This is a genomic window from Ornithinibacillus salinisoli, assembly GCF_042684965.1.
GTDB classification, from domain to species: Bacteria; Bacillota; Bacilli; order Bacillales; family Amphibacillaceae; genus Ornithinibacillus; species Ornithinibacillus salinisoli.
In genome coordinates, this window is record NZ_JBHUMI010000015.1 from 139,695 (window position 1) to 161,501 (window position 21,807).

Below are 21,807 nucleotides of genomic sequence, written 5' to 3' on the forward strand. Positions count from 1 at the left end.
ATTGGAGGAAATTAAACTGGATATCGCAATATGGATTGTTATCATTATATTATTTTTATTAAGTTTTATAGGAGTAATTTTTCCATTAATTCCTTCCGTACTTGTATTATGGGTAGGCTTTCTTCTGTATCACTTTGTTATTAATGGAAACGAACTCAACTTTGTATTCTGGACTGTTATGTTCGTATTTACAGTGGTGTTGATTGTAGCAGATATCATCGCTAACAGTTACTTTGTGAAAAAGTTCGGTGGTAGCAAATGGGGGGAACGCGGTGCTGCGATTGCAGTAATTATTGGTTCCTTTATATATCCACCATTTGGCATAATTATCATTCCTTTTCTAGCTGTTTTTGTCATTGAAATGATGCAAAAACGCTCATCACAAGAAGCAATTCGTGCATCAATTGGTTCATTATTAGGATTTTTAGGAGGTACGTTTGCTAAAATATTCATTCAACTTATTATGATAATCTGGTTTTTTATCGTTGTAATATTTTAGATTGGCAGGGATATTCATATGAAATTACCTACAAGAGTAATGACAATAGCTGGATCAGCTGCAGGCGGAAGTGCGGGTATACAAGCAGATTTGAAAACATTTCAGGAATTAGATGTTTATGGCATGAGCGTAGTGACTGCAATTGTTGGTAGACATCCGAAAACAAATAAAAATATCCATTTACAAACTTTAGAGGCAATTGAAGCTCAATTTCTAACAGCGATGGAGCAAGTAGGGATCGATGCGATAAAAACAGGAATGTTATTTTCAAAGGAGATCATCACACTTGTCGCTAGCCTGATGGAACAGTCATCTGTTCAGCATGTTGTAGTTGACCCCGTTATGGTCGGAAAGATGAACTCCAAATTATTGGCTGACGATGCTATCGCCTTGTTAAAAGAAGCAATATTACCAATGGCTACTATTATCACGCCAAATATGCCAGAAGCATCACTTTTATTGAATGGTCGGCCGATAAAGACACTTCAAGAAGTTAAGCAAGCAGCAGTCGATCTTCATCAGATGGGTTCACAGGCTGTTTTAGTTAAAGGTGGAAGACTAGAAGGTCCTGCGATTGATGTGCTGTATGATGGAGAAACATTAACGATGTTGGAAGCACCTCGTATCAATACGGTAAATACGAGTGGTGCAGGATGCTCCTATTCAGCTGCAATTACAGCTTTTTTATCGAAAGGTTTACCTCTTGTAGATGCTGTTCGGTCAGCTAAGGAGTTTGTAACAACTGCTATTGCCTATGGATTCTCCTATACAGATATTGTCGGACCTACGTATCATGCGGCAATGAGAAACAAAAAGGAATCATATAATGTAAAAGTAAAAGCATGTAAAGGATGATTTACATGCTTTTAGTATAGAGTAGTGGCTGAGACATAACTAAAACCTTCGAATCTAATGACGAACGATTATACGATTAGAAGTTTAGAATGTTATTTTGTCAACGGTATGGCCTTAATTCTTAGTTGATGGAAAATGCGAAGTAACTTAATATGTTGGTTGGTGCCTTTACCTCGCTACAGAAATACACTTCGCTTTCCGCGGGCGGCTGGTGAGCCTCCTCGTGCTACGCACTGTGGGGTCTCACCGATGCCTTTCCTCCCGCAGGACAAGGAACGCTACGTCAGCGACACATCGCACGCAAAAAAAGTGGTTTTCTTTTTCAAGGAGTCTACGTGTATTTCTTCCGCTAGAATAGTGCGTTGCAATTTCATGGCATGTGTTCAGTTCCATCATAAAGAACACCACAAAGCACTAATAGCATGGGCTAACACCATTCATAATCAGAAGATAACCATCAGCGAAGTATTTTGACGGAGTGGCTTTGTAGCACACTATTGAATTAGACTGTCAAAGTAAATCTACACAAAAGTTAATTCGCAGTCTATATATGATTAGCAACAAAGTACGAAAACAACCCAAAAGAAGAACCCAAACTAGTTCGAATTCTAATTGAAGAATTTTGAATCATAGTTAGGATGTTTTATTGATTAAAACATTTTGTCCAGCCTCATAGTATAGATTACGCTCCGCCATGGGAAGCTGCGGATGAGTTTCTGCGTTTTTGTATGGCATTGACTCCCATGACAACTGCTATCCATTCAAAAGTGGAGATGCTCTCTGTAAAGTCTGTTAATTGAAATGCAGGAGATTCCAAAAAGTTATTCACCTTTTTAAAATGGCATACAGTGTCTCCGGTTTGGTTGAAGATTGTATACTCACGAGAAAAAGCTTCAGACTCAATTTTGAATACTTCTCTATTATACGCATCATATTCATATGCCTTTGTAAATAAGGAAAATCGTGCTCTAAGAATTCCAAGCTCTTTTTCATTGCCATCTATTATATTCCATTTATTGGAGAAAAAAGGGAAGTAGCCTTGAAAATGGATATTTTCATCCGTATCAAGTATATCTACACTGGAAGAAAAAGCACTTTTCAAATCCAAATGACCGATTCTTTCCTTTTTTTCATTATAGATCTCTGTTTCCCCTGCTGAAAAAAAGTTATCATTAAAATATATAGATTCACTCATAAAAACCCTCCTAATCTTTATACGTAGCTAAATACCCTATGGTTTCAAATGACTTCAATTTTTCAATTATAATTATAAGTGATGGCAGGGAGGGAATCGAACTTATAGATGGCATTTTGACAGGAAAACAATATATTGCTATAAACATGAAACAAAAGCTTAATTTAACGCTTGACTTTGCTATCTGTGACCTATATATTTAAAATTAATATAAGGAAACGTTGAAAAGGATTAGTATAATTCGTTTTGTCTTTTACAGAGAGGAAAGGTTTGCTGAAACTTTCCAAAGACATGAATTAGAACCTGCCTTGGAGTTCGCCATCCGAAAAGATGCGCGCGGTTCATAACCGTTATCAAGCAAAGTGTATAGCCTATGAAACTAGGCTATAAACAAGGGTGGTACCACCAGACCTCGGTCCCTTTTCGGATGGAGGATTTTTTGTGTTCATAAAAAAATTATATAAAGAGGTGTTTTGCTTTGGGTAAGAAAAATAAGCAGTTTGTAGAAAAAATTACGGCAATGGAAGATGACTTTGCCCAGTGGTATACCGATGTCGTAAAACAAGCAGAATTAGTTGACTACGGTCAAGTAAAAGGAACCATGATTATTAAGCCTTATGGATTTGCAATTTGGGAAAATGTACGTAATGAATTAGACCAAATGATTAAAGATACAGGGCATTCTAATGTAGCCTTTCCTTTATTTATTCCAGAGAGCCTTCTTCAGAAAGAGAAAGATCATGTGGAAGGATTTGCTCCAGAGGTTGCTTGGGTCACACATGGTGGGGAAGAAGAATTACAAGAACGTATTGCGGTTCGCCCAACGTCGGAAGTGTTGTTCTGTGAATATTATTCTAAAAATATACACTCTTATCGAGACTTACCAAAGCTGTATAACCAATGGGGAAATGTCGTACGTTGGGAAAAAACAACACGCCCGTTCTTACGCTCATCAGAATTCCATTGGCAGGAAGGACATACCGCACATGCAACGGATGAAGACGCAGCAAATGAGACAGACAGAATGCTTGAAGTATATGCAGATCTGGTAGAAAAATACTTGGCGATTCCAGTTTACCGTGGCAGAAAAACGGACAAAGAAAAATTTGCTGGTGCGAAATATACTTTAACAATTGAAGCCTTAATGCATGATGGAAAAGCGCTACAATCTGGGACTTCCCATCATTTTGGTTCAGGTTTTGCTGAAGCGTTTAATATTACGTATCTAGATGAAAACGGAGATAGTCAACATGTACATCAAACTTCTTGGGGATTATCCACACGTGTAATGGGGGCCTTGATTATGGTACACGGCGATAATCGTGGCTTAGTAGTTCCACCACGAATTGCTCCTACCCAGGCTATGATCGTTCCAATTGCACAGCACAAAGAAGGCGTATTGGATAAGGCGTATGATTTACGGGATCAATTAAAAGGACTTGTTCGTGTTGATATCGATGGCAGTGACAAAATGCCTGGTTGGAAGTTTAATGAGTATGAAATGAAAGGAATCCCAGTTCGAATTGAAATGGGACCAAAAGATATTGAAAAAGAACAAGTAGTCCTCGTACGACGTGATACTGGAGAAAAGGAATTTGTTGCGCTAAGTGATTTAGAAGAACGCTTACCTGCTCTATTAGAAGAAGTTCAGCAAAATTTATACGATAAAGCACTAGCTTATCGTAACGAAATGACTTCCGTAGCAACGGATATGGAGCAGTTTAAACAAACGCTTGATCAACAAGGTGGATTCATAAAAGCAATGTGGTGTGGCGATGTTGCTTGCGAAGAAAAAATCAAAGAAGACACAACTGCAACTTCACGCTGTATACCTTTTGAACAAGAGCGTGTAGCAGATACTTGTGTATGCTGTGGTCAGGAAGCGAAGGAATTAGTTTATTGGGCAAAAGCATATTAAAGCCTATTTGAAAGAGCTTGGCGACGCCAAGCTCTTTTTTATATCCCCTCATCCTTCATTTCCACCTTTATAACGTAACCCCGTCCTTACTTTTTTCGTTCACTTTGAAAACGCAATCACGAGATAGCAGGAAAATATTCATATAAAAAATGAAAAAAACTATTGCACTTTTTACCTATATCATGGTATAAATATACACATAAATTAATAAATATACAAAAAGGTGAATAAATATGAATGAACAACTAAGCATTAAACTTAAAAAGATAGAATCACAGCTCATAGGGATGAGTGATCATCTCTATGAAATTCCAGAGCTAGGAGACCAAGAATTTCAATCCATGAAGGTATTAACAGACTTCTTACTGAACCATGATTTTAAAGTAGATATAGGTGTCGTTAATAGACCAACAGCTTTTAAAGCGGAATATAAAAGTGAAAAACAAGGTCCAACGATTGCCTATTTAGCGGAATATGATGCGCTGCCAGGTGTTGGCCATGGTTGTGGTCATAACTTGATTGGGACAATTAGCGTAGGGGCAGGTGTGGCACTTAGTAAGCTTGTTGATGAAATAGGAGGCAGTATTATAGTTTTAGGTACACCTGCTGAAGAAACTAACGGAGCAAAGGTACCAATGAGCGAGCAAGGAATTTTTGATGATATCGATGTAGCTATGATTCTTCACCCTAGTGATCAATCATATGAGAGTGGTGAATCACTTGCAATGGATGCCCTTCAATTTGCCTTTTCCGGTAAGTCATCCCATGCTGCTGCTTCACCTGAAAAAGGGATTAATGCATTAGATAGTGTTATCCAGCTTTTTAATGGAATAAATGCATTACGCGAACACCTCCCACCAGATGTGCGTATTCATGGAATTATTTCAGAAGGAGGTCAGGCGGCCAATGTTGTTCCTGATTATGCTGTTGCTCAATTCTATATTCGTGCAAAAGAGCGATCTTATTTGAATCAAGTCGTACAAAAAGTAAAAAATATCGCGGAAGGTGCTTCCATAATGACAGGGGCAACCCTAGAGATTTCTAATTATGAGTTAAGTTATGATGATATGCATACTAATCAAGCACTATCTAAAGCATTTAATAACAACCTGGAAAAATCTACGAACCTTCCAGTACTACAAGCGAAGCAGAGTTACGGTTCCATAGATATGGGGAATGTTAGTCATGTAGTTCCTGCAATTCATCCGTATATAGGATTGAATAGACCAGGATTAGTAGCTCATACCAAGGAATTTGCAGATCAAACGATCACTGCTGATGGTCATCGTACGTTAATTACTGGTGCTTTGGCACTTGCTTGTACAGGTTATGATATATTAACAGATTTGGATTTATTTAAATCTATTAAAGATGAATTTCAAAGTAATTAATTATTATACATAAAAATGTATAAGTATTATTAAAAATAAATTAGTATGAGGAGAGATTTAGGATGAAAAATTTTATGTTTCAAGCACTTATGATCGTATTCATGATTAGTATATTAGCTGCATGTGGATCTGAAGGTGAAGACACGTCATCATCTCAAGAACAAGAGGAAAAAGGTACCCTTAAAATGGCGACATCAGCAGATTTTCCACCTTTCGAGTCATATGACACAGAAGGCAATTTTGAAGGATTTGATATTGAAATAGCGCAAATTATTGCCGAAGAATTAGGGTATGAATTAGAAATTGAAGATATGAATTTTGATGGTTTGGTTGGAGCACTGCAAGCTGAGCGCGTGGACATGGTTATGGCTGGTATGAGTGCAACGGAAGATCGAAGTAAGAACGTTGATTTCTCAACAGAATATCATCGTTCCGGTGAAATGCTGATCTCCAAAGCCGAGGCGGGAATTGATAGCTTGGAAGATTTAGAAGGAAAGATAGTTGGTGTTCAGCTTGGAACGATCCAAGAAGAAGGGGCAGATCTTTTAAGTGAGGAATATGGATTTGAAGTAAAGAAGGTTGATGATGCAAGTATTTTGATTCAAGAACTCAACTCCAATCGTATTGATGTAGGATATATGGATAAAACAGTGGCTACGGGCTATATGGATTCACAAGGTTTTGTTGGTTTCGATGACCCAACAACCAGTTCACCTGGTATGGGAGTTGCTTTTCCAAAAGGTAGCGACCTCGTCGAAAAAGTAAATGGCATTTTAGAAGAGTTAAAAGCAAATGGAACAATGGATGAACTAAAAGATAAATGGTTATCAGATTATGAATAAGGATGGCAACTAGAAGGAGAGGTGTTAAGGCATGAATTTGGACTTTAGCCAAATCGTGCCTTATATTCCTTTTATACTGGAAGGAATATGGGCTACATTAAAATTTGTTAGTGTATCAATTGTAGTAGGGTTAGCGCTAGGAACGTTATTAGCATTATGTAAAATTACCAAAAAGCGATTTCTTAAATGGGGAGCAGATGCATATACATCAATTTTTCGAGGAACACCATTAATTTTGCAATTGATGATTATATACTTTGCTGTTCCGCAATTAACTGGCTATGATATATCGGAGTTTTTATCTGCTGTGTTAGCATTTGGCCTGAATTCTGCTGCCTATGTATCTGAGATTATTCGTGCCGGAATTATGGCTGTTGATAAAGGACAAACGGAAGCGGCAGAGGCACTTGGTGTTCCATATAAACCGATGATGATAAACATTATATTGCCACAAGCATTAAAAAATATTTTACCGGCATTAATGAATGAATTTATTACCTTAACCAAAGAATCAGCACTGGTTTCCACAATAGGCTATTTAGATCTAATGCGACGAGCACAAATTGTAGGTGCAGATTTATACCGGAACTTTGAACCTTTGTTATTTGCAGGAGTTATTTATTGGGTGATGATATTTATCCTTACAAATATCGGTAGTCTGGTGGAAAGGAGGATGCGATACAGTGATTAATGCAATGAATGTAACGAAAAAATTCGATCGGAATACAGTACTTGAAAAAATCTCAACTTCAATAGATCAAGGGGAAGTAGTAGCAGTTATCGGTCCTTCTGGTTCTGGTAAGTCTACTTTTTTAAGATGCTTAAACTTGTTGGAACACCCGACATCAGGAGAAGTGTGGTTTCATGATAAGGAAATAACAAATTCCAAAGTAAATAAGATGGAAATACGTAAGAATATTGGTATGGTGTTTCAGCATTTTCATTTATTTCCGCATATGACGGTGTTAGAAAATGTTACTTATGCACCAATAAAAGTGAAGAAGCGGAAAAAAGATGAAGCTGTAAAGATTGGTCAAAAATTATTAGCGAAAGTCGGCCTAACAGATAAAGAAGCTGCCTACCCGAATCGTTTATCTGGGGGGCAAAAACAGCGAGTAGCAATTGCTCGTGCATTAGCTATGGAACCAGAGGTTATGCTTTTTGATGAACCGACATCTGCACTTGATCCAGAGATGGTAAAAGAAGTATTGGATGTGATGAAAGACCTTGCCAGTACAGGGATGACCATGGTTGTAGTCACACATGAAATGAATTTTGCTCGTGAAGTGGCAGATCGCATTATATTTTTGGATGACGGTAAATTAATGGAAGAAGGAAGTCCCAAAGATTTTTTCGTGAATCCTAAAACTACAAGAGCAAGGGATTTCTTAGAGAAGATATTATAAAAAAAGCGTTGTGAGTCTCTGCTCACAACGCTTTTAAGTATGTAGTGCTTTCTCTATATCCTCTTTCAGATTCTCTGGTTTCGTTTGAGGGGCGTAGCGATTTAAAACCTCACCATTCTTGCTTACTAGAAATTTGGTGAAGTTCCATTTGATTTCCTTTGTCAGTAATCCCTTTGCTTCACTCGTTAAGTATGTAAAAAGCGGATGTGCATGATCACCTTTTACATCTACCTTTTGAAACATTGGAAATGTGACACCGTAATTTTTTTGACAAAAGGATCCGATATCCTCATTAGATCCTGGATCTTGATTGCCAAATTGATTACAAGGAAACCCTAAAATTTCAAAGTCTTGATCATTATAGTCATCATATAATTTCTGCAGACCAGTAAACTGTGGGGTGAAACCACATTCACTTGCCGTGTTCACAATAAGAATTACTTTTCCTTTATAATCCGATAAATGTTTCATGTCTCCATTTATAGTAATTGCTGAGTAATCATGTACGCTCACAGGTATTTCCTCCTTTTTTTTAACCATAGCAGATTCTTAGATGAAGCGTCAAAATATTCATTCTAATTTGCTTGGTTATGCACTGATCTTTATTCGTATATTAGGGGATACATTACAAGCGTAATGTATTCGTAATGGGAATGAAAGATTAACATGGTAGGAAATCGTCTATATACATACTAACACATCCAAATACTCGAATGAAAAGGAGTGTACAGTATGAGTGGTTTTGAAAGTATTTTAGTAGCATTTGAAGGATCTGATAATAGTGTGGAAGCTTTAAAAACAGCTGAGACCCTAGCGAAGAATAATAAGGCACGTTTAACCGTTGTTTATGTGCACGAACGTTCATCTGGAAATAACGTTGTGACACCCGGTGCTTCACCTACTCCTACAGACGATCTAAACCTATATCAATCGCAAACTTATATCGGGCCAGGCCCAGTACCCAAACAAATAGAACATGCTGAAGTGGTGGATTCAATTCCAGATAAGGTAATAGCAGATGCGAAGGTGAGGGTGTCAAAAGTAATTGATGTAGACTACGAAGTGTTATCTGGTAATCCTGCTAATGAGCTGTGTGATTATGCGGAGAAAAACCAATTTGATCTTATCGTCATAGGAAACAGGGGATTAAGTCGTATGAAAAAGTTAGTTCTTGGAAGTGTGAGTAATAAAGTAACAAATCAAGCAAATTGTTCTGTATTAGTTGTGAAGTAATAATAAAGAGGCTGCCTACTTCGGCAGCCTCTGAATCTGAACAAAAGATCGTCCAGTACTTATGCTTCTTGTTTTACTTTATCTTCTTCAGCAATAATGTCTAATCTACGTTGAATTTCTTCTTGTGATAGATCATGCTCTTTCACATAAAGGCTTCGTGGGCTTACACGACACTCATGTGTACATCCACGCATATATTTATGCTCATTTTCTTCTGAGCAGAGTATTTGTTTATTACATTCAGGGTTTGCACAATTTACATAGCGTTCACATGGCTCTCCGTCAAAATAGTCTTTTCCAACGATAACATGTTCTTTTTGATTAACAGGTACAGAAATTCGCTCATCGAATACATAGCATTTTCCATCCCATAGTTCCCCTTGTACTTGAGGATCTTTCCCATATGTTACAATACCGCCGTGAAGCTGTGCAACGTCCTCAAATCCTTCTTTTACTAACCAACCAGAGAACTTCTCACAACGAATACCACCAGTACAATACGTTAAAATGCGTTTCCCTTCAATGAGGTGTTTATTTTCTTCAACCCATTTTGGTAGATCGCGGAAAGTTTTAATATCTGGACGAATAGCGCCACGGAAATGCCCGAGGTCATATTCATAATCGTTACGAGCATCTAGGACAATGGTATCTTCATCCCGTAATGCTTCATAAAATTCTTTTGGTTCTAAATATTTCCCAGTTGTTTCATGAGGGTTAATATCATCGTCTAAACGAAGTGTAACTAATTCATTTCGAGGACGTACGTGCATTTTCTTAAATGCATGTCCATCGTGTTCATCCACTTTAAATACCATGTCAGCAAATCGTGGATCATTACGCATAGCTTCCATGTATTTATTAGTATGTTCAACCGTACCAGAAACAGTACCGTTGATGCCTTCTTCGGCCACTAGAATTCTACCTTTTAATTCTAGGTCCTTACAAAATTGAAGATGTTGTGCAGCAAATGCCTCTGGATCTTCAATATGCACATAGTTGTAGTACAATAAAATTCGATAATTTTCCATTGTGATTACCACCTATCCATTCATATTTGCAAGATATAAATGTTTGGTAGTTGATATTCATTTTTATAATCTTGCAAGAATCCATTTTAACAAAAACAAGTTGGATTTTCAATATACCAATAAGTAATACATATGGAGAAATATTTTTTTGTTTTTGGGAAAATCACTTTTTTATAAAATAAATTGTGATTTACTTGCATTTTCTTTCGTAAAAAGGTAAAGTTAAAAGTGCAAAAGGAAATTGAAATTTGTAATACTTTACGATCTCTTTAACAAGTGGTGTAATAGTATTAATGATTCAATTATACTTTGCACGATATTTGTATAAGGAGGTCATTTACATGACTGGTAAAGTAAAATGGTTTAACGCAGAAAAAGGTTTCGGTTTCATCGAGCGCGAAGACGGAGACGATGTATTCGTACATTTCTCAGCTATCCAAGCGGAAGGTTTCAAAACTCTTGAAGAAGGTCAAGACGTTGAATTTGAAATCGTTGAAGGTAACCGCGGACCACAAGCAGCTAACGTAACTCGTCTATAATAAATAGATAATAAAAGATAAAAAGGCTTATCTCTTCTGGGATAGGTCTTTTTTTGCATAAGGAGGAGATTGAGACATGACTTCTTTTGATTGGCATCAGGTAGCGAAAGAACAATGGGATGGGCGAGCAGAATTTTGGAGTGAGCGTAGTACAACCATGTGGGATCAAGGTAGTAGAAAAGAGATCGTACCTTTTTTTGAAAAACACATAACAAAAGGGAGTGATATACTTGATGTTGGCTGTGGTGATGGATACGGATCCTATAAACTACAACAATCAGGTTATCATGTTACTGGAGTTGATATTTCAAGTGAGATGATTGCTAAAGCAACAGAAAAATTAGCTGATATACCGTTTTTACAAGGAGATGTTAATGACCTACCCTTTGATTCGGGAAGATATGATGGTGTTTTAGCTATCAATGTGTTGGAATGGACGGAGGTACCAGCTAATTCATTACAAGAACTTAGACGAGTATTGAAGAAAGATGGTTACTTGTGTATCGGTATTTTAGGTCCAACTGCGGGTCCTAGAACAAATGGTTATCGTCGTCTTTATGGTGAAAGCACGATAAGTAATTCAATGATGCCATGGGAGTTTAGTAAACTTGCTATGGAAATGAACTTTACATATATCGATGGCATTGGTGTATACAAACAAGGCGTTCAAGAACATCATTACAATGGTTTATCATTGGAGTTACAACAAGCATTAACGTTTATGTGGGTTTTTATGTTTCAAAAATAGGGGGATTAAAAGTGGATAAAAATGAGATGGAAGAAAGAGTAATTGAAAGTTATAAAAACGATGAAAAAATAATGATTTTAGTATATGCCCAGTGGTGTATTAATCATGATATAGACCCTGTGGAGTTGTATGTAGAAGCATATCCCAATCAGATTAAGAATCAAGCACTAACCGAGGCGATGGAATTGACTGTTTCTAAAAAAGAGTCGGAAGACATTCCAGACCAAACGGTATTAAATGTCTTACAACTCTTCGGAAATGATGATTTGGCTTTTCTTGTACAACGTGAAATGGATAAAAGAAAATAGCCTATTGCTGGAATAATTTTATAAGTGCTTGGGTTCCGCTATCCTCTTCACCTCTTGCAGCTAATTCCTTGTATAGCTCTAGAGATAAGGATAAACCAGGTGTAGATAATCCCATCTCTTTAGCTGATTCAAGTGCGATTGTCATATCTTTAATAAAATGCTTCACATAAAATCCAGGTGCAAAGTCACCATCAATCATACGAGGTCCTAGTTTTGACAGGGAAAAACTACCAGCAGCTCCTGTTGTGATGCTGTCTAGAACACGATCAGGGTTTAAACCTGCTTTCTTAGCATATATAATTGCTTCACAAACTCCAATCATATTAGAGGCAATGGTTATTTGATTGCTAAGTTTGGTGTGTTGTCCTGCACCTGCCTTCCCTTGTAAAATTATATTTTCACCAAGTACGTTAAAAATAGGAAGAATGGAATCAAATGCAGCTTTTTCTCCCCCTACCATAATTGCGAGGGTTCCGCTCCTAGCTCCGATGTCTCCACCTGATACGGGTGCATCAAGAGCATGTATTTTACGGGTTTTTGCTTTTTCAAAAATCTCTATAGCTAAAGTTGGTTTAGATGTTGTCATATCGATAACATATGATCCAGGTTTGGCATTTTCAATAATACCGTCTAATCCAAAATAAACTTCTTCCACATCTATTGGATAGCCGACAATGGTGATAATGACATCTGAATACTGGGCAACTTCAGATACCGTATTTTTCCATTGTGCTCCATCCTCTATTAGATCTAATGCTTTTGCTTTCGTTCGTGTAAAGACATTTACGTTATAGCCTTCATTTAGAAGGTTTCTAACCATACTTTTCCCCATTACACCAGTTCCTATAAATCCAATTGTAGATTGTTTTGTAATCATAAAGTTAACTCCCTTTTTAGCTAAATTACTATATATCCCTTCGACATTCATTATATAATATCCTGCAAAGGAGTGTTATAAGATGGAATGGTGCTTAAAAGAATTCAATGAAATACCAAACGGTGAATTGTATGAACTCTTAAAAGCTAGAGTGGATGTATTTGTTGTTGAGCAAGAATGTCCTTATCCAGAATTGGATAATTATGATCAAGGCTCCATGCACTATTATTTGAAAATTAATGATGAAATTGCTGCGACGGTGCGAATGATGCCTAAAGGATTAAAATATCCTAATGAAGCTTCCATTGGAAGGGTAATGGTTGTGAAGAAATTTCGTGGCTATGGCTATGCTCGTGAATTAATGCAAAAAGCGATTGATTATATAACAACGGAATGGAAAATGGAGCAAATTAAAATCGAAGCGCAAGTTTATTTGCGTCATTTTTATGGATCTTTAGGATTTGAACAAATATCAGAAGAATATTTGGAGGATGGTATTCCACATATTGACATGCTTCGAATACAAAAATAAAGAATCATAATAGTGCTTTTACACATAGTATAATTAGCAACCTTTTTCAACAAGTTTTTACGGCAGTTTAGCTTTGAAGGAGGCTAATGAAATGATTTCAAGGGATCAATTGAATCAATTTAAAAATGCATTATTAGCTCGGCAGAACGAATTAATTAATCATGTTCAGGATCACTTTGGAAATGACCGCGAATTAGTTAAAGAATCGATGAGTGAACTTTCGAGTTATGATAATCACCCAGCAGATTTAGGTACAGAATTGTTTGAACGAGAAAAAGATGTCGCATTAAATGAGCATGCTGAAAAGGAACTAGAAGAAATCAATGAAGCACTACATGCCATTGAAGATGGGACATATGGTATATGCAGTAAGTGCGGGGTTGATATACCGATTGAACGTTTAGAAGCAGTACCGACAACTGATCGCTGTGTACAGCATGCTAATAATAATACCTTTGAGAGCAATCGACCTGTTGAAGAAGGAGTTTTTAGCCCCAATATTAATCCTGATGAGGTAACTAATGAAGAACAAGTTGGTTACGACGCGGAAGATGCCTATCAAGAAGTGAGTAGTTATGGGACATCGGAAACAGCTTCAGATTTTTATGGAGATCAAGATCAGTATAATGAAATGTATCCGAATAGTGATGAAATTGTAAGTAGCGCTGAAAATATAGAAGAATTTCTGGCAGCCGATGAACATGGAAGGTTTACCGGTGTTACGCCGAATCATAATAAATATGAAGAAGAATATGCAGAAGAGTATAACGAAAATGACTAGAGGAAATGTGCACAATGAATGTAGTTGTGCACATTTCTTTCAATGAAACCTTTCTTTAATTATTTCGTATTACATAATAAGGAGAGTGATACTTATGAGTCAAAACGGTTGTATTAAATGTGGAAGTACTAACGCTGATAAAAAAGAGGTAGCTATGACTGGAACAGGGTTATCCAAAATGTTTGATGTTCAAAATAATCAATTCATTGTTGTATATTGTACCGATTGTGGATATTCGGAGTTTTATAATAAGAAAAGCTCTACAGGCAGCAATATTTTTGACTTGTTTTTCGGTTAGGCTTTTTTCGCATTGAGGTAGCTATTGCTATAAGTAATACCCAAAGTTGTTCTAGGGAACGGTAAAGGCTGAGGGGAGAAGTATTGTAACAGACAATCTGTCTACTGCAGCATATTTCCTTCGCTAATGTCTAGAAAAAGCTTTTGGTTAAAAACAGAAAGACGAGACAGGAACAAAAGTGTTTTAGTTAAAGAAAAATCCGAACTATGTTCATTCTTTAAGTAGGAACCGAATTAGTTGGGATTTTTCTTTTGGGTTGTTTTCGTACTTTGTTGCTTATCATATATAGACTGCGAAGCAATTTAATATGAAAAACGTGGTGAAATTTAGGATTAAATATACTGCACCAAATCTCGCTCCAGAAATACACTTCGCTTTCCGCGGGCGGCTGGTGAGCCTCCTCGAACTCCGTTCTGCGGGGTCTCACCGATGCCTTTCCTCCCGCCGGAGTCTACGTGTATTTCTTCCGCTAGAATATGTGAAATATCTCTTTATTTCTTCACATTAAATGTTTATTACATATGAATTGCATTAGATATTTTGGTTACAGTGATTGGAGCGGAGGGCAGTCGACTCCTGCGGGAACAGCACGTGTCCGAAGATCCCGCAGGAAGCGGTTTTTGCTTCCGAGGAAGCTGAGGCCGTGCCCGCGGAAAGCGACTGCCCGGAGCGGAAGTCACATAGCAGTTACTGCGCATTTTACATCAACTATGAATTAACGTCTTACCATTGAAAAAGTTACATTCTAAATATCCAACCGTAAAATCGTTCGTATGTAGAGTCGAAGGTTTAAATTATGTTCCAGTCTCTAAAAGAAAAATAGTGGGTAAAATCATCCGTCGATGACCTTACCCACTTCTTAGTATGTTTGTATTTCTCTTTTAAAAACCAAAGCCACCAAACAATCCACCAAACATTGCTCCTAATACAGATTCAATAAGAGAACCAACGACTAAGTAAAATACCACTAATGAAACTACAGACACACCAAAAATTACAAATATCCGATCGACGCTACCTTCTTTTTGGTCGAAAAATATAAATGTCGGTGCTAATAATATTGGACCAAGGATACTAATTAGCAAGATAGCACCGGGTAATGTTGGTAGTTTAATTAAGGCAAGTATTGCACCAACTACTAACAAAGTCATAAATGGAACTAAGTAAGCACCATACTTTGCTAAAACTTCCGTAAAGGATGATTCCAGTTTAGATAACTTAAATCCTGCAAAAGTTAATGTAGCAACAACTCCAAACATAACAGCGAAGGATAACAATGGTACTAAAAAGTGTTCTAAAAACGAAGCATCCATAAAGTATCCAGAAACCGACTGTATCATGAAGTAAACCGCTAACGCTATAAGTAATGAAAAAAGTACAATTGTAATAATGGCTGAAATCAAATCATTACTGTTTGCTTTTTTTGCTGCACTAGGACTTTTAAGTAAGGTCATAAAAAAATGGCCAAAATTAGCCCCAGCAGCTTTTATTTTTCCTACCGTTTCATTTGTTTGCTCTTGATCCGTAGAATCTTGCTGTGAAACAGGTTGTTGTGTGTCGCTTGCTGTTGAATCTGTAGCTGCAGCAGTTTCCTCATTAGCTAATGGTGTTCCACAGTTAGTACAAAACTTTCCTGTTTCGGTCTCTTGACCGCAATTCGTACAATGCATAAACTACACTTCCTTTTTAGTTTTTATATTATTTATCATACTATAAAAATCAGTATAATTCGAAAAAATAAGTAAATAAAAAAAGAAGGAGGAGCCTCCTTCTTTAAATGGTTTCACGATCAGTTAATGTTAGTTCTATATCATGCTTCTCACCATCGCGGTAGATCTCTAGCATAACAGTATCCCCAACAGCTGTTTCAGAATACATATACTTTCGCAATTCAAGTATGGAAGTAACATTTTCTCCATTGATTTTTGTAATGACATCGAATTGTTTTAATCCAGCTTGATCAGCGGGTGATCCTTGTTCAACATCAGCAATAACCATAGCTTCTTCAACTTCTTCAGGTAATTCAATATTACTCCGATACTGTGGTGGTACTTGGTTCAGGGAAGCTGTACTGATACCAATAAATGGTCTAGATACTTCTCCATCGGTTTCTAATTGTTCCATTATAGGTAAAGCGGAATCGATCGGTATGGCAAAACCAATCCCTTCTACTTCCTGACGTGCAACTTTCATAGAGTTAATGCCAATTACATTTCCTTCTGCATCAACCAATGCACCTCCGCTATTACCAGGATTTATGGCTGCATCTGTTTGAATCACTTCCGTTATCCAATCTGCCACACCATCACTATTCGTATCGACACTTACAGAGCGATTCAAACCACTTACAATACCTTTTGTTAATGAATTAGCAAACTCCATACCAAGAGGATTTCCGATGGCTAAAACCGTTTCACCGATTTTTATATCGCTGGAAGATCCTAGGTTTGCTACTTTATTAATTTTACCTCCGTCAACTTCAAGTATTGCTAAATCTGATAGCTCATCACTACCTAATACTTTTGCTGGCAATCGCTCGTCATTTGAGAGGACAATTTCTACTTCTTCAGCTCCATCAACGACATGTTGGTTCGTTACAATATAGGCTTTTCCGTCTTCTTTTTTATAAATAATCCCAGAACCTGCACCTGCTTCTTCACTAGTAGTCCAGATGCTTTGTCTTTTTAAGTTGATTACACCAACTACAGCCTCCGATACTTCTTCAATATTGGAGGAGGTAATCTCTTCATTATCTACAGACATTGTTGTAACGATGCCTGGGTCTCTCTCCTCTTGAACAGATAATGAATTTGAACTGTCTTCATTCGTATCGATAGGAATAACATTAGATGTAAAAAGTACTGTGACGATACCTGCCGAAATTATACCACCAATCATTCCAGAAAATAGCCCACTTCGTTTCGAGTTACTTTTTCTCGTATTTTTCATTGGGGGTTGAGCTGGTTTTGTAAGGTCAGCATCGTATGATTCCTCTTCTGTATTTGTAGTATCTATTTGGTTTTCTTCCATTGATTTATTTTCATTTTGTTCCATACATTGACACCCTTTCTTAATATTATGTCTACGTATAGTATATCCATCGTTATTGTGATACTTTTGGAATTTTTGTGGAATAAATGTGTAAAATAGCGATTTAATTGTCCTAACATGGTTAGCTTGTTTAAAATAGAGGTAATATGATGAAAGATCGGAGAGGGTGTAACAAAAATGAACTATCACATTGGGATTGTTGAAGATGATGAAAACATCCAAAATATTGTTTCTGCCTTTTTGAAGAAGGAAGGATTTGATGTAACGGTGTTGGACTCCGCTGAAAAAGGACTGCAACTATGGGCTGACAATCGTCCAGACATGTGGATATTAGACATTATGCTTCCGGGTATGGATGGCTATGAGTTTTGTAAGAAAATCCGTAATGAAAGTAATGTTCCAATTATTATTATTTCTGCCAAGGATGAAGAAATTGATAAAATACTTGGTCTGGAATTAGGTGGGGATGATTACTTAACCAAACCTTTTAGCCCTAGAGAACTAGTTGCCCGTGTTAAACGTTTATTTAAGCGAACCCTTTCAGAAAACTCAGGGCAGGAAATACAAGATAAAGTAAAGGTAGGGTCATTGGTGATTCATAAAAATGATCGTCGTCTTTTTTGGGAAGGAATCGAACAAGATGTAACAACGAAGGAATTTGATATGATCCTCTTATTTGCTGAAAATGTTAATCGTGCTTTTTCACGGGAAGAACTATTGGTGAGGGTTTGGGGAGAGGATTATTATGGCAGTGACCGAGCTGTCGATGATTTAGTGAAGCGAATTCGCAAGAAAATATCAGAAATGCCAATTGAAACCGTTTGGGGATTTGGTTATCGATTACGAATTAAAGAGGAATAATGCATATGAAACTTCAATATCAACTAAATGCAGCTTTTACTGCGCTTTTACTTATTATTATGGCGGTTACTGGCTATGTTATATATTCATTAATATTGGATTTACTTATCCAGGATGAACAAAGGCAGTTGGAACAAAAAGGTGAAATTCTAGTTAATGTGCTCAACGAGACATATGGGACTAGAAAGGATATTCAAGAAATAAATGCCTTTTTACAAGAACAGGATTTGCAATTATTTTTATACGATCGTCGGCAACATACAGTCCTTTTTTCTACCATGTCTAATAAAGTAGTAAGTGGCTTTTTTACGGCAAATGATTTTTCGGATGCAAATAAGGAGCTTTGGGAATTTGGAAACGATAAATTTGTAACTTCTCGAATTATGTTCTATCCCGAAAGTTTAGGGATGGAATTAATATTATTAACACCATTACAGGATATTCAAGTTGTGCAACACAACTTTATTCAACGAATGTTTATCGTATTTTTAGTTGGGGCATTGGTAACTGTATTATTAAGTTATTTTTTAACGAATAAACTGGTGACTCCACTATCTCGGTTAAAAGAGCAGTTAAAACAGATTGAAAAACGTAAATTCGATGAAGTGAAACCGATAAAGGCAACTGGTGAAATTAAAGAAGTAGCACAGAGTGTTTACGATATGGCGAATGAGTTACAACGGTATATTAATTCACAGCAAACCTTTTTTCAAAATGCAAGCCATGAGCTAAAAACACCTTTAATGACTATTCAGGGGTATGCTGAAGGGATTAAGGAACATATCTTTGACGAAAAGGATGAAGAAAAAGGGCTTGAGGTAATGGTTAAGGAAGTAAATAGATTAAAAAAGATCATCAATGAGATGATTTTACTAGCTAAATTAGAGAGTGAACAGTCAGTATATAAGCGAGAGAAAGTGAATGCCAAAGAGTTGATTGATCAGGTCATGGACCGAATATTACCTGTTGTAAATGAAAAGAAACTTGATTTACACCATCAAGTTGATCAAGATGTAAACTTGTTTGTTGATGAAGAAAAGATATTACAGGCATTGTTAAATCTAAGCTTTAATGCTGTACGCCACGCTACATCTCAAATAAATATAACCGTTTCAAGTAAATCTCGTCAAAGCACACAAATCATAATTGAAGATGATGGTGAAGGGATTGCAGATGAATTAATACCACATATTTTTCATCGATTTGTGAAAGGTAAGAATGGGGAAACAGGTTTAGGTTTAGCAATTGCTCGTGCGATCATAGAGCAGTCGGGTGGGAAGATTGAAGTAGATAAATCTCAGCTCGGTGGAGCGAAGTTTACCGTACAATTTAATGGACAAGCGTGAAATAGGTAAGACAGATTTGAAAGTATATGATATAATTGTATGGTTTGAATCATTTCGTGATGACAGAGGAGCGTACTTTTATGCAATTAAGAGAAGATATTCGTAATATCGCAATTATCGCCCATGTAGACCATGGCAAAACAACACTAGTGGACCAGTTATTAAAATACTCTGGAACGTTTCGTGAAAACGAACATGTGGATGAGCGAGCGATGGACTCGGACGATATAGAACGTGAACGTGGCATAACAATATTAGCAAAAAACACAGCAATTAACTATAACGACACGAGAATCAATATTTTAGATACGCCAGGACACGCCGATTTTGGTGGCGAAGTAGAACGTATTATGAAAATGGTTGATGGTGTAGCATTAGTTGTTGATGCTTATGAAGGAACAATGCCGCAAACGCGTTTTGTATTAAAAAAAGCATTAGAACAAAAGTTAACACCAATCGTTATTTTAAATAAAATCGACCGTCCAAATGCACGACCAACAGAAGTTATCGATGAAGTTCTAGACTTATTTATCGAACTTGGAGCGGACGATGAACAATTAGAGTTCCCAGTTGTATATGCTTCTGCGTTAAATGGAACATCTGGGAATGAACCAGACGAACAGGAAGAAACAATGGATCCTGTGTTTACGACAATATTAGATCATATTCCAGCACCTGCAGACACAAGTGATGAACCATTACAATTCCAAATAACTTTATTGGACTATAATGATTATGTAGGTAGAGTTGGAATTGGTCGAGTTGTTCGAGGGAAGATTTCTGTTGGACAACAAGTAGTGGTAATTAAAAAAGATGGAACGAAAAAGGCATTCCGAATTAGTAAGCTATTTGGATTTTTTGGATTAAAGCGAATGGAAATTGAAGAAGCTGTATCCGGAGATATAGTTGCAATTTCTGGCTTAGATGATATAAACGTTGGGGAAACTATATGTCCTGTAGATCATCCAGAAGCTTTACCAATATTAAGAATTGATGAACCAACATTACAAATGACATTCCTAGTTAACAACAGTCCATTTGCAGGAAAAGAAGGTAAATATATTACTTCTCGTAGAATTGAAGAACGATTAATGAAGCAGTTAGAGACAGATGTTAGTTTACGCGTAGACCCTACTGATTCACCAGATGCATGGATTGTATCAGGACGTGGTGAACTTCACCTATCGATCTTAATTGAAAATATGCGTCGTGAAGGATATGAGTTACAATTATCAAAACCACAGGTTATCATTAAGGAAATTGATGGTGTTCCATGTGAGCCGGTTGAACGTGTACAAGTAGACGTTCCAGAAGAATATACTGGTGCTGTTATGGAATCCCTAGGTGAACGTAAGGGCGAAATGCTTGATATGGTAAACCATGGTAACGGACAAGTTCGTTTAGAGTTTAAAGTTCCTTCACGTGGTTTAATCGGTTATTCTACAGAATTCATGTCACAAACCCGTGGTTATGGAATAATTAACCATACATTCGAAGCTTATGAGCCTTTGATTAAAGGTCAAGTTGGTGGACGTCGTCAAGGTGTACTTGTATCACTAGAAAACGGAAAAGCCTCCACGTATGGTATAATGCAATTAGAAGATCGTGGAGTTATTTTTGTAGAACCAGGTACAGAAGTATATTCCGGAATGATCGTGGGAGAGCATAATCGTGATAATGATTTAACGGTTAATATTACGAAAGAGAAGCACTTAACAAATGTACGTTCAGCAACTAAGGATCAAACCGTAACGATCCGAAAATCAAGAAATATGTCGTTAGAAGAGGCACTTCAATATTTAAGTGATGATGAATACTGTGAAGTAACACCAGAATCTATTCGTTTACGTAAAAAAATCTTAAATAAGAATGAACGTGAAAAAGCCGCTAAACGTACAAAATTAGGATAATTTATAGCATATCCAACCCAAAAGTCAGTCCCCAAGAGCAATAGAGGGGACTGACTTTTTTAATGGTCTAGCGTACAATGTCAAATACTTTTTTCAAGTTTTTGAGTAACTCTAATACACCTACCGCAATTTCAAAATTTTTACAAGTAGCATTTAACCAAGTTTATTATAAAATAGGCTCCATTTTCT

General features: G+C 36.9%; 23 protein-coding genes and 1 other annotated feature. Of the genes, 17 read left to right on the plus strand and 6 right to left on the minus strand.

Annotated elements, in window-relative coordinates:
- Position 1 precedes the first annotated feature (1 nt).
- Positions 2 to 499: a DUF456 domain-containing protein gene (locus ACFSTA_RS10500; RefSeq protein ID WP_377556631.1), complete on the plus strand. Its 498-nt coding sequence runs from the start codon at positions 2 to 4 to the stop codon at positions 497 to 499.
- A gap of 18 nt (positions 500 to 517) precedes the next feature.
- Positions 518 to 1,354, plus strand: coding sequence for a bifunctional hydroxymethylpyrimidine kinase/phosphomethylpyrimidine kinase (gene thiD, locus ACFSTA_RS10505; RefSeq protein WP_377556632.1), 837 nt, complete (start codon positions 518 to 520; stop codon positions 1,352 to 1,354).
- Positions 1,355 to 2,036: 682 nt separating this feature from the next.
- Here thiD and ACFSTA_RS10510 read toward each other — a convergent pair.
- A complete protein-coding gene (locus tag ACFSTA_RS10510; protein ID WP_377556633.1) occupies positions 2,037 to 2,549 on the minus strand; it encodes a hypothetical protein in 513 nt (170 codons plus the stop codon).
- A 212-nt stretch (positions 2,550 to 2,761) separates the two neighbouring features.
- Positions 2,762 to 2,973, plus strand: a binding site (T-box leader).
- Positions 2,974 to 3,027: 54 nt separating this feature from the next.
- Between ACFSTA_RS10510 and proS the strand changes: the two genes are divergently transcribed.
- The 5 genes from proS (at position 3,028) to ACFSTA_RS10535 (ending at position 8,106) form a co-directional block, all read left to right on the plus strand.
- The gene (gene proS / locus ACFSTA_RS10515; RefSeq protein ID WP_377556634.1) at positions 3,028 to 4,467 is read left to right on the plus strand and encodes a proline--tRNA ligase; all 1,440 of its coding nucleotides are present in this window, start codon (positions 3,028 to 3,030) and stop codon (positions 4,465 to 4,467) included.
- Positions 4,468 to 4,700: 233 nt separating this feature from the next.
- Positions 4,701 to 5,858: a M20 family metallopeptidase gene (locus tag ACFSTA_RS10520; RefSeq protein WP_377556635.1), complete on the plus strand. Its 1,158-nt coding sequence runs from the start codon at positions 4,701 to 4,703 to the stop codon at positions 5,856 to 5,858.
- Positions 5,859 to 5,920: 62 nt separating this feature from the next.
- Complete coding sequence (locus ACFSTA_RS10525) at positions 5,921 to 6,700, plus strand: ABC transporter substrate-binding protein (RefSeq protein WP_377556636.1); 780 nt, start codon at positions 5,921 to 5,923, stop codon at positions 6,698 to 6,700.
- Between the two features lie 31 nt (positions 6,701 to 6,731).
- Positions 6,732 to 7,391: an amino acid ABC transporter permease gene (locus tag ACFSTA_RS10530; protein WP_377556637.1), complete on the plus strand. Its 660-nt coding sequence runs from the start codon at positions 6,732 to 6,734 to the stop codon at positions 7,389 to 7,391.
- Positions 7,384 to 8,106: an amino acid ABC transporter ATP-binding protein gene (locus tag ACFSTA_RS10535; protein WP_377556638.1), complete on the plus strand. Its 723-nt coding sequence runs from the start codon at positions 7,384 to 7,386 to the stop codon at positions 8,104 to 8,106. The genes ACFSTA_RS10530 and ACFSTA_RS10535 overlap by 8 nt, the downstream gene beginning before the upstream one ends.
- A gap of 33 nt (positions 8,107 to 8,139) precedes the next feature.
- On the opposite strand, the gene ACFSTA_RS10540 is transcribed toward ACFSTA_RS10535, so the two are convergent.
- A complete protein-coding gene (locus tag ACFSTA_RS10540; RefSeq protein WP_377556639.1) occupies positions 8,140 to 8,619 on the minus strand; it encodes a glutathione peroxidase in 480 nt (159 codons plus the stop codon).
- Positions 8,620 to 8,838: 219 nt separating this feature from the next.
- On the opposite strand from ACFSTA_RS10540, the gene ACFSTA_RS10545 reads away from it, so the two are divergent.
- Positions 8,839 to 9,339, plus strand: coding sequence for a universal stress protein (locus tag ACFSTA_RS10545; protein ID WP_377556640.1), 501 nt, complete (start codon positions 8,839 to 8,841; stop codon positions 9,337 to 9,339).
- Between the two features lie 59 nt (positions 9,340 to 9,398).
- Here ACFSTA_RS10545 and trhO read toward each other — a convergent pair whose 3' ends face one another.
- Positions 9,399 to 10,367, minus strand: coding sequence for an oxygen-dependent tRNA uridine(34) hydroxylase TrhO (gene trhO, locus ACFSTA_RS10550; RefSeq protein WP_377556641.1), 969 nt, complete (start codon positions 10,365 to 10,367; stop codon positions 9,399 to 9,401).
- A 341-nt stretch (positions 10,368 to 10,708) separates the two neighbouring features.
- Here trhO and ACFSTA_RS10555 point away from each other — a divergent pair, with 341 nt between their 5' ends.
- The 3 genes from ACFSTA_RS10555 to ACFSTA_RS10565 all read left to right on the plus strand — a co-directional run bounded on the left by ACFSTA_RS10555 (position 10,709) and on the right by ACFSTA_RS10565 (position 11,962).
- On the plus strand, positions 10,709 to 10,906 hold the full coding sequence (locus ACFSTA_RS10555) for a cold shock domain-containing protein (RefSeq protein WP_021288643.1): 198 nt from the start codon (positions 10,709 to 10,711) through the stop codon (positions 10,904 to 10,906).
- 76 nt (positions 10,907 to 10,982) lie between these two features.
- Complete coding sequence (locus tag ACFSTA_RS10560; protein ID WP_377556642.1) at positions 10,983 to 11,654, plus strand: class I SAM-dependent methyltransferase; 672 nt, start codon at positions 10,983 to 10,985, stop codon at positions 11,652 to 11,654.
- An 11-nt stretch (positions 11,655 to 11,665) separates the two neighbouring features.
- The gene (locus ACFSTA_RS10565; RefSeq protein WP_377556643.1) at positions 11,666 to 11,962 is read left to right on the plus strand and encodes a hypothetical protein; all 297 of its coding nucleotides are present in this window, start codon (positions 11,666 to 11,668) and stop codon (positions 11,960 to 11,962) included.
- Position 11,963: 1 nt separating this feature from the next.
- Here ACFSTA_RS10565 and ACFSTA_RS10570 read toward each other — a convergent pair whose 3' ends face one another.
- Positions 11,964 to 12,890, minus strand: coding sequence for an NAD(P)-dependent oxidoreductase (locus tag ACFSTA_RS10570; RefSeq protein ID WP_377556644.1), 927 nt, complete (start codon positions 12,888 to 12,890; stop codon positions 11,964 to 11,966).
- A gap of 31 nt (positions 12,891 to 12,921) precedes the next feature.
- Between ACFSTA_RS10570 and ACFSTA_RS10575 the strand changes: the two genes are divergently transcribed.
- From ACFSTA_RS10575 to ACFSTA_RS10585, 3 genes are all read left to right on the plus strand, one after another.
- Positions 12,922 to 13,371 (plus strand): GNAT family N-acetyltransferase, encoded by a 450-nt coding sequence (locus ACFSTA_RS10575; RefSeq protein ID WP_377556645.1) that lies wholly within the window; start codon positions 12,922 to 12,924, stop codon positions 13,369 to 13,371.
- Positions 13,372 to 13,462: 91 nt separating this feature from the next.
- On the plus strand, positions 13,463 to 14,152 hold the full coding sequence (locus ACFSTA_RS10580) for a TraR/DksA C4-type zinc finger protein (protein ID WP_377556646.1): 690 nt from the start codon (positions 13,463 to 13,465) through the stop codon (positions 14,150 to 14,152).
- Positions 14,153 to 14,246: 94 nt separating this feature from the next.
- The gene (locus ACFSTA_RS10585) at positions 14,247 to 14,450 is read left to right on the plus strand and encodes a zinc ribbon domain-containing protein (RefSeq protein ID WP_377556647.1); all 204 of its coding nucleotides are present in this window, start codon (positions 14,247 to 14,249) and stop codon (positions 14,448 to 14,450) included.
- Positions 14,451 to 15,331: 881 nt separating this feature from the next.
- Here ACFSTA_RS10585 and ACFSTA_RS10590 read toward each other — a convergent pair.
- Both ACFSTA_RS10590 and ACFSTA_RS10595 read right to left on the minus strand, forming a co-directional pair.
- Positions 15,332 to 16,120, minus strand: a complete 789-nt coding sequence (locus tag ACFSTA_RS10590) for a hypothetical protein (protein ID WP_377556649.1) — start codon at positions 16,118 to 16,120, stop codon at positions 15,332 to 15,334.
- Positions 16,121 to 16,223: 103 nt separating this feature from the next.
- On the minus strand, positions 16,224 to 17,504 hold the full coding sequence (locus ACFSTA_RS10595; RefSeq protein WP_377556650.1) for a S1C family serine protease: 1,281 nt from the start codon (positions 17,502 to 17,504) through the stop codon (positions 16,224 to 16,226).
- A 174-nt stretch (positions 17,505 to 17,678) separates the two neighbouring features.
- On the opposite strand from ACFSTA_RS10595, the gene ACFSTA_RS10600 reads away from it, so the two are divergent.
- The 3 genes from ACFSTA_RS10600 to typA all read left to right on the plus strand — a co-directional run bounded on the left by ACFSTA_RS10600 (position 17,679) and on the right by typA (position 21,618).
- Positions 17,679 to 18,362, plus strand: coding sequence for a response regulator transcription factor (locus ACFSTA_RS10600; RefSeq protein ID WP_377556651.1), 684 nt, complete (start codon positions 17,679 to 17,681; stop codon positions 18,360 to 18,362).
- A gap of 5 nt (positions 18,363 to 18,367) precedes the next feature.
- The gene (locus ACFSTA_RS10605; protein ID WP_377556652.1) at positions 18,368 to 19,708 is read left to right on the plus strand and encodes a sensor histidine kinase; all 1,341 of its coding nucleotides are present in this window, start codon (positions 18,368 to 18,370) and stop codon (positions 19,706 to 19,708) included.
- Positions 19,709 to 19,788: 80 nt separating this feature from the next.
- Entirely contained in the window at positions 19,789 to 21,618 is a 1,830-nt protein-coding gene (gene typA / locus ACFSTA_RS10610; protein WP_377556653.1) for a translational GTPase TypA, read from the plus strand.
- Positions 21,619 to 21,807 lie beyond the last annotated feature (189 nt).